This is a genomic window from Paraburkholderia azotifigens (assembly GCF_007995085.1).
In the GTDB taxonomy this organism is placed as follows: domain Bacteria; phylum Pseudomonadota; class Gammaproteobacteria; order Burkholderiales; family Burkholderiaceae; genus Paraburkholderia; species Paraburkholderia azotifigens.
This window is the reverse complement of record NZ_VOQS01000003.1, coordinates 2297224-2311274: the sequence shown is the minus strand read 5'-3', so window position 1 is coordinate 2311274 and position 14051 is coordinate 2297224. Positions and strand designations below refer to the sequence as shown.

13 protein-coding genes, 2 pseudogenes and 1 riboswitch are annotated in these 14051 nt (G+C 61.2%); of the genes and pseudogenes, 7 read left to right on the top strand and 8 right to left on the bottom strand.

The genetic code is table 11. From position 1 onward, the window contains the following. From FRZ40_RS27630 to hyfB, 6 genes are read right to left on the bottom strand one after another with little or no spacing between them, the layout of a single operon-like run. Positions 1-528: an NADH-quinone oxidoreductase subunit B family protein gene (locus FRZ40_RS27630; protein WP_147236233.1), complete on the bottom strand. Its 528-nt coding sequence runs from the start codon at positions 526-528 to the stop codon at positions 1-3. After that, a complete protein-coding gene (locus FRZ40_RS27625; protein ID WP_147236232.1) occupies positions 528-2090 on the bottom strand; it encodes a hydrogenase large subunit in 1563 nt (520 codons plus the stop codon). The genes FRZ40_RS27630 and FRZ40_RS27625 overlap by 1 nt, the downstream gene beginning before the upstream one ends. A 2-nt stretch (positions 2091-2092) precedes the next feature. Beyond that, complete coding sequence (locus FRZ40_RS27620) at positions 2093-3553, bottom strand: hydrogenase 4 subunit F (protein WP_147236231.1); 1461 nt, start codon at positions 3551-3553, stop codon at positions 2093-2095. After that, entirely contained in the window at positions 3546-4214 is a 669-nt protein-coding gene (locus FRZ40_RS27615; protein ID WP_028364695.1) for a formate hydrogenlyase, read from the bottom strand. The genes FRZ40_RS27620 and FRZ40_RS27615 overlap by 8 nt, the downstream gene beginning before the upstream one ends. After that, positions 4215-5165 carry a respiratory chain complex I subunit 1 family protein gene (locus tag FRZ40_RS27610; RefSeq protein ID WP_028364696.1) on the bottom strand — a complete coding sequence of 317 codons (951 nt, stop codon included), beginning with the start codon at positions 5163-5165 and terminating at the stop codon, positions 4215-4217. Beyond that, on the bottom strand, positions 5162-7171 hold the full coding sequence (hyfB, locus tag FRZ40_RS27605) for a hydrogenase 4 subunit B (RefSeq protein ID WP_147236230.1): 2010 nt from the start codon (positions 7169-7171) through the stop codon (positions 5162-5164). The genes FRZ40_RS27610 and hyfB overlap by 4 nt, the downstream gene beginning before the upstream one ends. A 388-nt stretch (positions 7172-7559) precedes the next feature. On the opposite strand from hyfB, the pseudogene FRZ40_RS27600 reads away from it, so the two are divergent. From FRZ40_RS27600 to FRZ40_RS27570, 7 genes and pseudogenes are all read left to right on the top strand, one after another. After that, a pseudogene (locus FRZ40_RS27600) lies at positions 7560-8330 on the top strand (YoaK family protein). Between the two features lie 194 nt (positions 8331-8524). Then, positions 8525-8971, top strand: coding sequence for a hypothetical protein (locus tag FRZ40_RS27595; RefSeq protein ID WP_028364698.1), 447 nt, complete (start codon positions 8525-8527; stop codon positions 8969-8971). A 55-nt stretch (positions 8972-9026) separates the two neighbouring features. Beyond that, positions 9027-9320 (top strand): HPr family phosphocarrier protein, encoded by a 294-nt coding sequence (locus FRZ40_RS27590; protein ID WP_081767447.1) that lies wholly within the window; start codon positions 9027-9029, stop codon positions 9318-9320. Then, the gene (locus FRZ40_RS27585; protein WP_240057293.1) at positions 9317-10138 is read left to right on the top strand and encodes a spermine/spermidine synthase domain-containing protein; all 822 of its coding nucleotides are present in this window, start codon (positions 9317-9319) and stop codon (positions 10136-10138) included. Before FRZ40_RS27590 ends, FRZ40_RS27585 begins: the two co-directional genes overlap by 4 nt. A 68-nt stretch (positions 10139-10206) precedes the next feature. Continuing rightward, a complete protein-coding gene (locus FRZ40_RS27580; RefSeq protein WP_028364700.1) occupies positions 10207-10434 on the top strand; it encodes a hypothetical protein in 228 nt (75 codons plus the stop codon). A 146-nt stretch (positions 10435-10580) separates the two neighbouring features. Further along, the gene (locus FRZ40_RS27575) at positions 10581-10769 is read left to right on the top strand and encodes a ribbon-helix-helix protein, CopG family (protein WP_028364701.1); all 189 of its coding nucleotides are present in this window, start codon (positions 10581-10583) and stop codon (positions 10767-10769) included. Positions 10770-10939: 170 nt separating this feature from the next. Next, a riboswitch (cobalamin riboswitch) is annotated at positions 10940-11134 on the top strand. A 54-nt stretch (positions 11135-11188) separates the two neighbouring features. Further along, a pseudogene (locus FRZ40_RS27570) lies at positions 11189-11532 on the top strand (HoxN/HupN/NixA family nickel/cobalt transporter); the annotation flags it as partial. A gap of 956 nt (positions 11533-12488) precedes the next feature. Here the strand turns inward: FRZ40_RS27570 and FRZ40_RS27550 are convergent. Beyond that, positions 12489-13355, bottom strand: coding sequence for an isocitrate lyase/PEP mutase family protein (locus FRZ40_RS27550; protein WP_147236229.1), 867 nt, complete (start codon positions 13353-13355; stop codon positions 12489-12491). A 69-nt stretch (positions 13356-13424) separates the two neighbouring features. After that, positions 13425-14045 carry a cysteine hydrolase family protein gene (locus FRZ40_RS27545; RefSeq protein ID WP_028364705.1) on the bottom strand — a complete coding sequence of 207 codons (621 nt, stop codon included), beginning with the start codon at positions 14043-14045 and terminating at the stop codon, positions 13425-13427. Positions 14046-14051 lie beyond the last annotated feature (6 nt).

Here is a 14051-nt window from a genome sequence, read left to right as displayed (position 1 = left end):
TCATGGCGCGAGCGCGCCTCGGTTTCCACGTATCGCCGTAAGAATGCCTCTCAACAGGTCGATCGGCGCTGGCGGACAGCCGGGTATGGTGACGTCCACCGGAAGCAGTTCTGACAGCGGGCCGCAGACGGCATAACTGTCCTTGAAGACACCACCCGTACAGGCGCAGTCGCCCGCCGCAACCACCAGCTTGGGATGGGGTGTTGCCTCCCACGCTCGCCGCACGGCTTCCCTCATATTCAGTGTGAGCGGCCCTGTGACCAGCAGCATGTCGGCGTGACGCGGACTTGCAACGAACCTGATGCCGAGACCCTCAATGTTGTAGTACGGGTTGTTCAGCGCATGGATTTCGAGTTCGCATCCGTTGCAGGAACCGGCGTCTATCTGCCGGATGCAAAGCGCGCGGCCAACCACATCGAGAATCTCCTGATGAAACTGCTGATGTCCGGTCAGCCATTCATCGGTGATAGCCGGAGTCACCTCGGCCGGAATATCCGTCAGCACGATGCGTTTGAGCAGTTGCCACATTACAGATCGTGTCCCGCGTAGTTCAGATTGAACGACTTGTTGATCAACGGGAAATCAGGAACGATATTGCCGATGATCGCGTGCTCCAGCGCAGGCCAGTTTTGCCACGAGGGATCGTGGCAGTGGCACCGCGTGATGGTTCCGTTCTCGCCAGTTTCAAGCGCAACGAATACATCTCCGCGCCAGCCTTCGACCCAACCGACGCCGCACGCTCGCGGACGATCAACTTCAACCGGCGCGACGATCTCACCGTCAGGCAGGCCGTCGATGAACTCGCGAATCAACCTGAGTGATTCGTAGACCTCGTTGAAACGTACAGCAACGCGTGCGGCCACGTCACCCCGGTCGTCGCAGATCATCCGAGGCCGGACCTCGTGATACGGCGCGTACGGGTGGTTGACGCGTACGTCGATGGCCAGACCGCTCGCCCGCGCCGCCATGCCGCACACACTGAAGTGCGTCGCGACGTTCTCCGTCAACTTGCCTGCACCCGTAAAGCGGTCCTGCAGCCCGGACTGCTCCTCATAGATGCGCTGCATCGTCCGGACCTCGGCTTCGATCCGGTCGCACTGGCTCTCGACACTCCCGATGAGTTCCGCCGTCAGATCGCGCGCGACGCCGCCAGGCACAATCTGGTCCATCAAGAGCCTGTGTCCGAACACCTTGCCGTTCAGACGTAACCAGTTTTCCTTTAGCCGGGAGAACTGCGCAAGCCCAAATGCGAAACCTGCATCGTTGCCGAGCGCACCCAGATCGCCGAGATGATTCGCGACGCGCTCACGCTCGAGCAGCACTGCCCGCAACCACTGCGCGCGAGGAGGCACAAAGACGTTCAACGCGCGTTCGACCGCCATGCAGTACGCCCATGAGAACGCCACTGTCGTATCGCCTGCAATTCGTCCCGCCAGACGATGGCCCAGCAGCAACGGCGTCTGCCCGAACAGCCGCTCGATACCTCGATGCGTATAACCGAGTCGCTCCTCCAGTCTCAGCACCTTTTCGCCGACGACTGAGAACCGAAAATGCCCCGGCTCGATGATGCCCGCATGGATCGGCCCTACCGCGATCTCATGAACACCATCGCCAGTGACGGGCACAAATGGATAGTCCGCTTCGTGCGATTCGAAACGCTCGTTTCCAGACGACAGTTTCTGCAGCGGAAAATAGTCGGCCGGCCAGTTGCCGTGATTCAGCCATGGCCGCGTGTCTTCAGCGCCCGTCGCGCGCAGTCCGAGGAGATCGTAGACAGCACGCTGCATGCGCGATGCGCATGGAAAAATCGCCGACAGGTCTGGATAGTACGCTCCGTTTTCGTGTTCACCGGAAATGGGCAGTTGCACCCATAGCAAGCCATCCTCCAGCGCATAGGCCGCTGAAGCAACGAATCTGCCCGTCGCCTCTTCCGTCGCCCACAAGGAGATCAGTCGACCGCCCTTCTCGCGTATCGCGCCGGCGATGTGAACCCAGGCCGCCGCATCGGCTCGCGCGAGAAACGTGGTGGCCTTGCCCGTGAACAATGACAGCTGCACCACATCGGCGAGTCCAAGTTCGTTGATCTTCATGGTCACCCGACGATCATTGCCGCTGCCTGCCGGTACCACGTGGCAAGATACGGCGGAATGTAAAGCCCCAGCATCAGACCGAGGCCCAGATGGACGAAGACAGGAAGCAGCGCTGGCGAATGTTCGAGCGCTGTCGCCGTCGTCTCGCCGAAAACCATGTGCTGCACACGCGCAAAAATGATCCCGAAAGCAACGGCCAGCGCCAGCAGCAGAAACGGTGTTGCCCACGGCAGTTCGCTGATTGCCGTCGTCAAGATCAGGAACTCGCTCGCGAAGACGCCGAACGGCGGCATGCCGAGGATTGCGAGTGTCCCAAGCATCATGCCCCATCCAACCGTTGGGCTCACACGCAACAGCCCGCGAATGTCGTCGATCATCTGCGTGCGGGCTTTCTGCACAGCATGCCCGACGGCGAAGAAAATGGCCGACTTGACGAGCGAATGAACGGTCATGTGCAGCAGACCTGCGAACGTCGCAACAGGTCCGCCGAGTCCAAACGCGAATGTCATCAAACCCATGTGTTCGATCGACGAATACGAGAACAGTCGCTTGACGTCCTTCTGGCGCAACAGCGAAAACGTTGCGACCAGCACCGACACCAGTCCGAACCCGACCAGCAGCCGTCCCGGCAGGCCGTTTTGCAGTGCCCCATCGGCCAGCACCTTGCAGCGGAGCACCGCATACAGCGCCACGTTGAGCAGCAGGCCCGAGAGCACGGCGGAAATAGGCGTGGGGCCTTCGGCATGGGCGTCCGGCAACCAGTTATGCATCGGCACGAGGCCGACCTTCGTGCCGTAGCCGATCAGAAGGAACACAAACGCGAGCGACATGATGGTGGGATCGAGTTGGCCCTTGACGGCGCTCAGGCTGCTCCAGAGCAGCGCATCGCCGCCGCTGAGCTGCCGGCTCGCCGCGAGATAAAGCAGGATCGTGCCGAAAAGCGCCTGTGCGATGCCAACCCCGCACAGAATGAAGTATTTCCAGGCCGCTTCGAGACTGGCTGCCGTGCGATAGACGCTCACCAGCAACACGGTCGCAAGCGTGGCGGCCTCCATCGCGACCCACAGGATGCCGACGTTGTTGGCGAGCAGCGCCACCAGCATCGCGAACACGAATAGCTGGTACATGCTGTGGTAAAGCCGCATGCGCGCCGCCGTCATCTTGCCGCGACTCTGTTCGATTCGCATGTACGGCTTCGAGAAGACCGAGGTCGTCCAGCCGACGAACGCCGTGAGTGCAACGAGAAAGACATTGAGCGGATCGACGAAAAAGAGCTTGCCCAGCGCAAAAGTCGGCCCATGCTCCACCGCCTGCGCGGCGAGACAGGTCGCGGCCGCGAAGGTCAGAAAGCTGAACCCGACATTGAGGTCCGGCGCCAGGCGATGCTGTCCGACAAGCGCCAGGCACCCGCCAGCGAGAAGCGGAATCCCGAACACGAGCAGCAGGACCCACGTGTCAGTCATCCTTGAGCCTTTCCAGATGATGAATGTCCAGGCTGTCGAACTGCTCGCGAATCTGGAACATGAAGACGCCGAGGATCAGGATGCCGACCAGAACATCGAGTCCGATACCCAGTTCGACGATCATCGGCATACCATTCGTCGCTGCCGCAGCCGCGAAGAAAAGCCCGTTTTCCATCGACAGGAAGCCGATGACCTGCGGTAGCGCCTTTGAACGCGTGATCATCATCATGAACGACAACAGGACACAGGCAAGCGCGATGCCGAGGGTGCCGCGCGCAACCGAGGACGCAAGCTGGCTGATGGGCGCCGCCACATTGAACGCAACGATGACGAGTACGATCCCGATCAGCAGGGTCGTCGGTATGTTGAGCAGCGTCTCGACGTCTGTTTTCACGTTGAGGCGCTGCACCAGCCTGTAGAGAATCCACGGGATCAGACCGACCTTGAGCACCAGGGTCAGTATCCCCGACACGTAAAGATGGACGTCCTGCGTGACGAACCCCAGCACGAGGTTGGCCGCGACGAGCGCAATACCTTGCACGGTGTAAAGGTGAATCAGTGACAAGATCCGTCGCTGGCTGAGCATCGCAAACGACACCATCAGCAGGACGGCGGCCAGAAGGTTGATGATCTGAGTCGAAAGACCGTGGAGACCGTGCATTCACGCCCCCAGCAGAAAATGGACAAGCATGCCGATGACGGCGAGCAGGAAGGCGGTGGCGAGAAACTCCGGCACCCGGAAGATGCGCATTTTCGCGTTGGTCGTCTCCACCACGGCGAGTAGCGCCCCGCCCACGACAAGCTTGACGGCAAGCACCGGTATCGCGAGCAGCAGCGCGACGGGATCGCCCGCTTGCGCAATGCCCCACGGCACGAACAGCGCCAGACCGATGCACGAATACGCGAACAGCTTGAGGCTCGCTGCCCATTCCAGCAGCGCAAGATGCCGGCCAGAGTACTCCAGGATCAGCGCCTCGTGGATCATCGTCAGTTCGAGATGCGTAGTCGGGTTATCGACGGGCAGCCTTGCGTTCTCCGCGAGCGACACCATGGTGAACGCAATGCCCGCGAATGCGAGGCTCGGATAGATCGCGAGCTCCCGATGGCTCAGCGTCTCGACGATGCGCGTCAGCAGCGTGGACTGCGTGATAAGCGACGCGGAAAACAGCACCATCAGCAGAGCCGGTTCCGCAAGAAAGCCGACCAGCATCTCCCGCCGCGCGCCAAGCGTACCGAACGCGGTGCCGACGTCCATCGCAGCCAGCGAGATTGCCACGCGCGCCAGCGCGAAAAGGCCAACGAGCGCAATGGCATCGGCGGCAGGCGACAGCGGCAGATCGGTCGACAGGGTCGGCACGATCGCGCTCGCGAGCGTCATGCAGGCCCAGATCACATACGGCGCGCCGCGAAATACGGGACTCGCGTGATGCGCGACGACCGACTCCTTGTTGAACAGCTTGTGAAGCGTCCGGTACGGTTGCCAGACGGAAGGCGCGCGACGGTTCTGAAGCCAGGCGCGGCACATGTTGATCCATCCGGTCAGCAGCGGAGCGGCCGCCAGAGCCAGCAGGATTTCGAGCGTCTGGGAGACGAATCCGGAGAATGTGATCATCGCCTCACCAGCATCAGGAGAACAATGAGCACGAGGAAGCTATACATCAGATAGATGGCGATGCGCCCCGTCTGGAGCATCCCGGCCAGCGCCGCAACACGCCTGACAGCGCTTGCGATCGGCTCGTAAATCATCCTCCATGCGCGATCCGTCACCGCGACGCGATATGCCGGACGTGCATCGAACGGCGAAGGAAGCTGCCGTTCGATCCGGAACAACGGCGCAAAGATTTCGCGAATCGGCTGCCCGAACCCTTCGGCCGTGTCCTGCATGCGCGCGGTCACGAACGGATGCCCGCACGCCCACGGAATCGCACGGCGCAGCCGGCCGTGATACAGGCGACGCACGAGAATCCATGCAAGCGCACAGCAACCGAGGAAGAACAGCAGAAAAACCAACGGCATGTAACTCGCGCGTCCGATATTCGTAGGCGCCAGCAGCAACCAGCCATTGCGCGCGACCGCCTGCCCGATGCCCGCGCCGATCAGTGCCTGCGTCACGCGGTCGAGCACGGCCACGAACTGCACCGGCAGCAAGCCGAGCAGCAGGCACATTGCCGTGAGCCACACAAAGCCGACGCGCTCCCAGGGACTGGCGTCGCGAGCGTTGCTGAGCTTCGCCTCGCGTGGCTGCCCGAGAAAGATGACGCCGAAGAACTTGACCATCGTGTAGCCCGCGAGCGCAGCGACCAGCGCGATCAGCGCCGCGACCAGCGGAACGATCATGTTCAGGAACGGGTCCGGCAGCCCCGGTGTGAACAGGAAGCTCTGCAGCAGAAGCCATTCGGAGACGAACCCGCTTAATGGCGGCAGGCCCGCACTCGATAGCGCGCCCAGCAGCGCAGCCCATGTGGCCCACGGCATGAAGCGAATGAGTCCGCCCAGGCGACCGAGGTTACGTTCACCCGTTGCATGCAGCACGGAACCCGTCGTGATGAATAACAGGCTCTTGAATGCCGCATGGCTCGCGATCTGGTAAAGGAGCGCGGTCAGCGACAACGCGGCGAGCGCCGGCATGTCAAACGCCCGGAACAGGATTGCCAGCCCCATGCTGACGAACATCAGACCGATGTTGTCGATCGACGAGTAGGCGAGCAGCCGCTTCATGTCACTCTGGATCGCGCTGAACACGACGCCGAACAACGCGGTGAAAAGGCCGAGCGCCAGCATCAGAACGCCCCACCATGCGATCTGCACGTGCAACAGGTCAAACACAGTGCGCAACACGCCGTAGAGCCCTGCCTTCAGCACAAAGCCGCTCATCAGCGCCGACACCGGCGATGGAGCGGCCGGGTGCGCCTCGGGCAGCCACACATGCAATGGGAAGATACCCGCCTTCGCGCCAAAGCCGAACAGCGCCAGCACGAATGCAACGGATGCCCAGAACACATCCAGGTGCTGCTGCCGCATGCCCGCAAACGTGTAGTCCCCCGTGTTCGCCTGCAGCAAGCCGAAACACAGCAGAAGGCCGAGTGCGCCGACGTGCGAAATCAGGAAGTACAGGTAACCCGCGTGGCGGATTTCGGGAATCCGATGGTTGCTCATCACGAGGAACGTTGCCGCGAGCGTCATGGTTTCCCACGCAACCATGAAGCAGTACGCATCGTTTGCCACGAGGACGAGTGCAAGGCCCGCCAGGCACACGTGATATTCGAAGCACAGCAAACCGGGCGGTGTGCCTTCGCCTTTGCGGAAATAGCCGGCGGAGAATGCGCTGACGCCAGCGCTCACCATGCCAAGCACAGCAAGAAAGTACGCCGACAGGCCATCGAGCCTCACATGAAACGGCAGCCCGGGCAACCCCAGTGGCAAGACCGCCTCCTGCGGAGCGGAGAACACGCCGGCAATGCCCAGCGCGCACAGCAGAACGCCGAACAGCGCTCCCGCCGGGAACAGCCCGTGCGCGACCAAGCGAGTGCGGCGCAGACCGGCGAGCCCCAGTGTCCCGATCGCGAGCCACCCTATGATCACAAACAGTGCGATCTGGAGAAGGGGCAAAGAAGTCATCGCGCGCGACACGCTCTTATGCGCCTATCGCCAGTTAGCCGTGATGTCGGCCCGGCATCTGCGGGCGATCTCAGCCGCAAGCCTCCCGGCGCCCATAGATTCGAAGTGCTCCCCAGCCCTGCCCTTCGATTGAAGGAACTGCGCGTGTGCCGCAAGCCCACCCTGCATTGGATTTCTCCGCTGGATCTCGGGCCTGAAAATACCGAGCCCGCATCAGGAACATTCGGTTATCAGAACATGATAATGTCGTTATCATCCTAGCAGCTTTATCCGCAGGATTCCATACGCTGGCGGGGACCTGCACCCGTCCATACGGCGCAACCCGTTTTCGTCTCTGCTCCGCTGCATCGCCACGCACACGTGGCACGGCGACAGGAGTCGTTTTCGCATGCCCGCACAGTTCTTTCGAACCCTGACCGGACGGGACCGAAGCATAGAGGCGAACAGACGCCTCGGGTTTTCACTCGCATTCGTCGCAGGCGCAGCCAACGCTGGTGGGTATCTTGCGGTCAGGCAGTACACCTCGCACATGAGTGGCGTGGTCTCCTCAATCGCCGACGAGACGGTACTCGGCGACGCCGCACTGGTGCACGCCGGCGTCGGCTCGCTCATATCATTCCTGCTGGGAGCTGCCTGTTCGGCCGTGCTGGTCAACTGGGGACGCCGGCAGCGCCTGCACAGCCAATATGCTTCTCCGCTTCTGCTCGCGGCGGCCCTGCTCCTGTGTTTCGGGTTACCCGGCAGTCATCTGGCGCTGCGGGACACTTTGCTTGTTCCGGCCACTGTCATGCTGCTGTGCTTCATCATGGGTCTGCAGAACGCGATGATCACCAAGCTGTCCGGCGCGGAAATCCGCTCCACGCATATGACAGGCATCGTCGCGGACATCGGCATCGAACTGGGCAAGCTCGTCTACTGGAATGCAGCGAAGGACGATCCGGGGGCGAAACCCGTACTCGCCAACCGGGACCGATTGAAGGTCCACTCGGGCATGCTTGCGTGCCTCTTCGCGAGCGGAGTGACATGAGCGCTGGGCTTGAGGCATGCCGGCTATGCCGCGACCATACCGTTGGCGGGCGTACTCACAGCGCTCGCGATCATGCCGCTGCTGGACGATCTGCGCGAGCGGACGTGGGGGCCGGCCCGCGAGCCCGGGTAAGCGGCCCAATAGTGTGGACGGAGTATGGACGGCAATCGTCAAACACACACATATCATGATAATGTTATTATCATCAGGTCCGACTCAAAACTGACGGAAGCTGCTGGCGTGCACCGTCCTGCGGCGGGCCATCAGCCAGCACCGCAGGCACGCGACGACGTGCGCATGCATGACAGTCCGGCAAGGAATTCAAGGTGATTGACCCGAGCGCTTCGCTGTTGTCTTACGACCATTCATGCCGTCTTGTGCGGGATGTGATGGGTGATCGCGGCGTGATTGTGGTCGGCGTCGGCACGGCAGGAGAACGCGGATTTCAGATGCTATATCGGTTCTCGGAGATGTGCGACCGGCTCGAAGCCCACGGAATCAGTGTCATCTTCGTTTATCCGAAGGCGTCGGCGCGTCACGTTTTCGACGCCATGTCGATATGCGGAGCCCGGTATCGGGGAAAGATGTGTCTGTTCCTCGACGGCGACGGGCGGTTCTTTCGCAGGCCGCTGCAGCCCCGAGCCTTGCGCGCGGTCTACCTTGACGCCAGCATGCGCCTCGGGGGAACCGCCAACGTGACATTGGACAGTGGCGCATGGGACGAACAGTTGCGGGATTTCCTCGCGGACATTGTCGGACGACATCTGCATTGAATTCAGGCGGATCGCTTCAGACGGGAGCGATGGACAGGCATACAGGAGAGACGAGGTGGTAGACGTGCTGACCGGGGTGGAAAATCACCGGGGACTCGACGCGCAGGAAGCGGCGAGGTTTGCGCTGGCGGCATCCGCATTTTCCAGCGACATCGTTTGTGTGGCAAATGGCCGCACGGTCAATGGCAAGGATGTCATGTCCGTCATGTCGCTTCGGGCCAGACGGGACACACCCGTCAGAATCCTGGCGACAGGACCGGATGAATGTGCAGCGGTGCGGATACTTTCTGATGTGCTGCGCGCATCAGGGAACAGATCAACACAGGACGCGTCGTCGCACATCCAATGACGGAAGTACCCGGCAGCCTCACCAGCGATCGCGGAAGCTTCCTCAGTCAGGCACACCACCGCCCTACGCGACCGTTGCTTGTGCACAGCGACGGCCTCGTCGCGCTGCAGTTCGACGCAACGGGTGTGCAAAGTTGCATGTTTGCGCACGACCCGTACGCTCTGGCTTTGGGCTACACGCGCACGATGATGGGCTTCGTGCTATTCCAGCCCTTACCCCGCCGCATTTCGATCATCGGCCTGGGTGGCGGCTCGCTTCCGAAGTATTGCTATCGTTATCTGCCGGATGCCGCCATCACTGTCGTCGAAATCAATCCGGAAGTGGTCGCGCTGCGCTCGCGATTCCAGATACCACCGAACGACGAGCGGTTCGAGGTGATCTGTGCGGATGGTGCGCACTACGTCACTTCCTCCGAACACCGTCCCGACGTCCTTCTCGTTGATGGATTCAATGCAGACGGTATGGCTCCGGAACTGTGCAGCAGAGCGTTCTATACGGCGTGTCGTCGCCAGTTGGCTGATAGCGGTCTGCTCGTCGCCAATCTGATGATCAGCGATCCGGGTTTCCGCCGCAGCCTTCGTTCCGTCAGGGATGCGTTCAACGACGCAGTCGTTCTGGCGCCCGCAGAAGACAGCCTCGATAACGTCATCGCTTTTGCCTGGAAGGGACGGACCGCAGGTTTGTCGCGGGATGAATCTCTTGTGCGGGCGCGCGTGCTTGAAACCGTGCACCCTTTAAATTTACAGGAAACCGCAATACGGATCGAGTACGGCAAAAGCCTCGACTGGGACGAGCGCGCTGCCAACGCGGGAACCTGAACAAACCTTTCGCAAAACCCGATTCACCCGCGTCCCGAACGCAAGCCGCATCGTTACAAGGAGGAGATATGACCGAGCCCATTGACGTCCAACCTGCCGCATTGAGCCACGCCGCGATCTGGGCGCTCGAGCGCCTTTCCCAGCCGCGCTACGGCCGCGATACGCCGGCGTTGAGCTGGTCCGTGACGCACGAACTGATTCGTGCCGGCCTCGTCTCCGTCTCGGAGAATGGGCGGGGAGCCACGTCGCTCACTCAGGCGGGACGAAATTTTCTCCTTGACCGGGCGCAAACCTGACACCGCTGCTGTGCCTTTGGACGGCCAGGACCGCCACCTGCGCACCTTGATCCCGGTGACGTTTGAGCACGGCGACATCGATTGCTGTGGCGGGGACGAACAATCTATTATAATTTGATTAACATGTTCCAAACGTCCCTACCACCATGGAAACGAAAAGTGCCCGCCTGACGGTCCTGATCGACCCTGTAAAAAAAGAAGCCTTCGAGAAACTCTGCGCCGCGCAGGACCTGACACCGTCTCAGGTGGTGCGACAGCTAATCAGAGACTACCTTGAGCAGCACGGCGTAACCTGGAAAACACGGAGCGCCGTAGGCTCGCGTACGCGGCGATAACTGCCTCACTATCAGGGCAATCACGCTCACGATGATGGGTCATCGGGCCGGCCTCGGACCCACAAGCGACATTCCACGATTGCCAGCCCGATGACTCTCATTCCCCATAAGCCGACACCCGCCGCGTCACCTGCTCCCTGCTCCAGCGAGAACAATCTGCAAGCTTGATACGGGATAATCGCATCCGCGGCGGCTGCCGCAAGGCATTATGGGGAACACGGTGAGGCGAACCACCGCCGAGTCCGTGGCTGTGCCCGCAACTGTGAACGCGAAGTCCGATGTCATCACGCCACTGTGAAACCGGGAAGGCGACATCGGGTGCATGACGCGCAAGCCAGGAGACCTGCCGCGCCCGGGACACATGTGCGCCCGGCCCACGCCGTCATACCTGACGGTTCAACTGGCATGCGAGGACTTTCATGCAACAGCGTTTCCTTTCCAATCTGGTCGATGACAGACCACACGCGCTACGCGGCAAGATCGTCGGAATCTTTTCATTGCTCATTGCCGCCATGTCGGCGTCTGGATCCGGGCACTGACTGCACTGCACGGCCGCCCGGCACTGCCCGGGACCGCATTGCTCGCTTACACATTCGGCTTGCGACACGCAGTCTACGCAGACCACATCGCCGCAATCGACAATACAACCCGCAAGCTGATGCAAAGCGGCAAACGGCCCGTAGCCGTGGGATTCTTCTTCTCGCTCGGACACTCAACCATCGTGATCGCGCTGTCGATCGCGGTGGCATTCGCCGCCGTCACCCAGCGCTGAGTCCCGGACACTGAATCGCTCTGCACCTCTGGTCTCTAACATATCTCTACGTTCTCGTATTTCAATAACTGTCAATCAAGACCACTGAAGCCAAACTCCATGAAATGGCCCTTCCGCGTCATATCCTCAAAGTGAGATATCAGACTTTCCGTGGTGAGGTAGCCATGACGCACAAACTCGATGATCAATTACGGTCAACCTGCTCTGCCACCTGGTCATAGTCCAGCTGATTGCACGCGCGAGAACGGGCGACTGGCTCCGGACCGATCACTTCGTCGAATCGAAAAGGTTGTGGGCGCAGGTGAGTGGCGTGATCAGCAACGCGAGACCGAACCCCTTGTGACCCGTCGACCAGCGAGACCCCCAGTGAGCGCCTCGCGTACAGCGTCATGAAGACGGTCGCGCCCCAGCAGTCCGAGGGGTCGGCGCGGCCGAATCCCGTGCCAGGCGGATCGGCAAACAGCACGCCCGGATCGCGTGTCGCCTCGCCATGCGCATCGATCCTGCCGCCCGGCTGATTGCTATGGATGCCGAAATATCTATCAGAATCGGTGTGGTCGAAGTCGATCCGGCCGCATTGGGTGGCATCGAAGCCTTGCGGCGGCAGCGACCGCTTCCGGGCAAAAGTCGAAAAGCGAGTTGCACGGATACGGCCACAACGAGTTCGTGCCGTGGCAACTGGGTGCCATCACCTGAAGCTCGCCACTTGTTTGTGACCGCATCTGGAATGCCCTGCGACGCCAGTTGATACCAGGATTTCGAAATCGCGCGAGTTGAGTTGGAAGTGCTATAGGAAATAAGGCGAAGTCTGAGGCTGGAACCCCTGACTCCGTCCCTCACTTTTTCAAAGCAACGACAGTCAGGCGTACATCTGCACAGCAGTTTCAAGCGATCGCCGTCACGGTCTGCCGGTGGCGGCGATCTCCGCAAGCAGGCGATGAGCGCCTTTAACCGTACAGCTTCGACTCTGCCATCAACGCCTGCGTCCCGATCACGTCGTTGATTCCGTCGAAATCGAGCATGCGATCTTTCCAGGGGTCAGTCGTTCCGGTCTCACGCAGACTGGCGTAATAACCCTGCAACGTATGCGCGACCGCGCGGGCCGTGCCGCCGGGAAAAATAACAATGCGAAATCCCAGTTGCGTCAGCGCCTGCACGCTGTGCACCGGCGTTTTACCGCCCTCGACCATATTCGCGAGCAATGGAACCCGTCCTGCGAAGCGATCACAGGCCCCTTTCATCTGTTCGACCGAGCGCAGCGCTTCAATGAACAAAGCATCGGCACCTGCTTCCAGATATTGCTCGGCGCGATCGAGCGCAGCGTCCAGTCCCTCGACGGCCACTGCATCGGTGCGCGCCAGGATCATCGTGTCGCTGTTCGATCGCGCATCGACTGCCGCACGCAATTTGCCGCACATCTCAGCAACCGGGATTAATGACTTCCCGTCCAGATGCCCGCAACGTTTCGGGAAGGTCTGATCTTCCAGCTGGATCATGGCCGCGCCCGCGCGTTCGAAGCCACGCACCGTGCGCTTGACGTTCAACGCGTTGCCGAAGCCCGTATCGGCATCGACGATCAACGGAACATCGACACGCTCGGTAATCCGCGCAAGCGTATCTTCGACTTCGGATGACGTCGTCAGACCGACATCCGAGCGGCCAAGCCGCGTGTAGGCAATCGATGCGCCGGATAGATACAGCGCCTTGAAGCCAGCCTGTTCGGCGATCAACGCTGTCAATGCGTCGAAGACGCCAGGGGCAAGGACTGAACCTTGCTGAAGGATGGTCTTAAGTCCGTTTGCTTTTGTCGACATTGTCTCTACTCCTGTTTCGGTCGGGTGATGCCGCCGCCATCCATGGCGACCAACCAGCCTCTTTTCTGCTCAGGCGCCAAGGCGTCCCTGGAAAGCCTCGCACGTCGTCACCTCGCCGACCGTGCAAAGATCGGCAAGCGCCGCGTCGTGCGCTGCTTGCGTCGATGCCGCGCAACCGTCGCCCAAAACGAGCACGCGATAGTCGCGCATATGCGCGTCGCGCGCGGTGCTCGCCACGCCGCCGTTGGTGACGATGCCGCAGATCGCCACGACCTCGATGCCCGCGCGACGCAACACCCAGTCGAGCTGCGTGTTGAAGAACGCGGAATACGCGACTTTCCACACCGACACATCGACCATATCGTCGAGTGCGGCGACCGTCGCGTGACCGTTCGACCCAGCGACAAAGTCACCTCGACGCAGGAACGGGCGCAGTTGCCTGAGATGCGGCGAGATCATCGGCTCACCCTGGGCGTCGGGCCATAACGTGAACTGGCTTGCCGCGACAAAGCCGCCTCGTTGCTTGAGCACGCGAGCCACGGGCGCCACGCGCAGCGGCAATGCGCGCGCCGCGTCGGACGCCGCGCCGCCGCGATGATAGGCGCCGCCTTCGCTCACAAAGTCGTTTTGCAGATCGACGATGATGAGCGCGGTCTGTCGTGGATCGAGTTGCGTGCCGGAAGTCATCATGCGTAT

Coding starts and splice junctions, on each gene's coding strand:
- FRZ40_RS27620 (WP_147236231.1), bottom strand. CDS start 3,553: ATGACTGACACGTGGGTCCTGCTGCTCGTGTTCGGGATTCCGCTTCTC.
- FRZ40_RS27545 (WP_028364705.1), bottom strand. CDS start 14,045: ATGATGACTTCCGGCACGCAACTCGATCCACGACAGACCGCGCTCATC.
- FRZ40_RS27550 (WP_147236229.1), bottom strand. CDS start 13,355: ATGTCGACAAAAGCAAACGGACTTAAGACCATCCTTCAGCAAGGTTCA.
- FRZ40_RS27625 (WP_147236232.1), bottom strand. CDS start 2,090: ATGAAGATCAACGAACTTGGACTCGCCGATGTGGTGCAGCTGTCATTG.
- FRZ40_RS27615 (WP_028364695.1), bottom strand. CDS start 4,214: ATGCACGGTCTCCACGGTCTTTCGACTCAGATCATCAACCTTCTGGCC.
- FRZ40_RS27575 (WP_028364701.1), top strand. CDS start 10,581: ATGGAAACGAAAAGTGCCCGCCTGACGGTCCTGATCGACCCTGTAAAA.
- FRZ40_RS27630 (WP_147236233.1), bottom strand. CDS start 528: ATGTGGCAACTGCTCAAACGCATCGTGCTGACGGATATTCCGGCCGAG.
- FRZ40_RS27610 (WP_028364696.1), bottom strand. CDS start 5,165: ATGATCACATTCTCCGGATTCGTCTCCCAGACGCTCGAAATCCTGCTG.
- FRZ40_RS27585 (WP_240057293.1), top strand. CDS start 9,317: ATGACGGAAGTACCCGGCAGCCTCACCAGCGATCGCGGAAGCTTCCTC.
- hyfB (WP_147236230.1), bottom strand. CDS start 7,171: ATGACTTCTTTGCCCCTTCTCCAGATCGCACTGTTTGTGATCATAGGG.
- FRZ40_RS27580 (WP_028364700.1), top strand. CDS start 10,207: ATGACCGAGCCCATTGACGTCCAACCTGCCGCATTGAGCCACGCCGCG.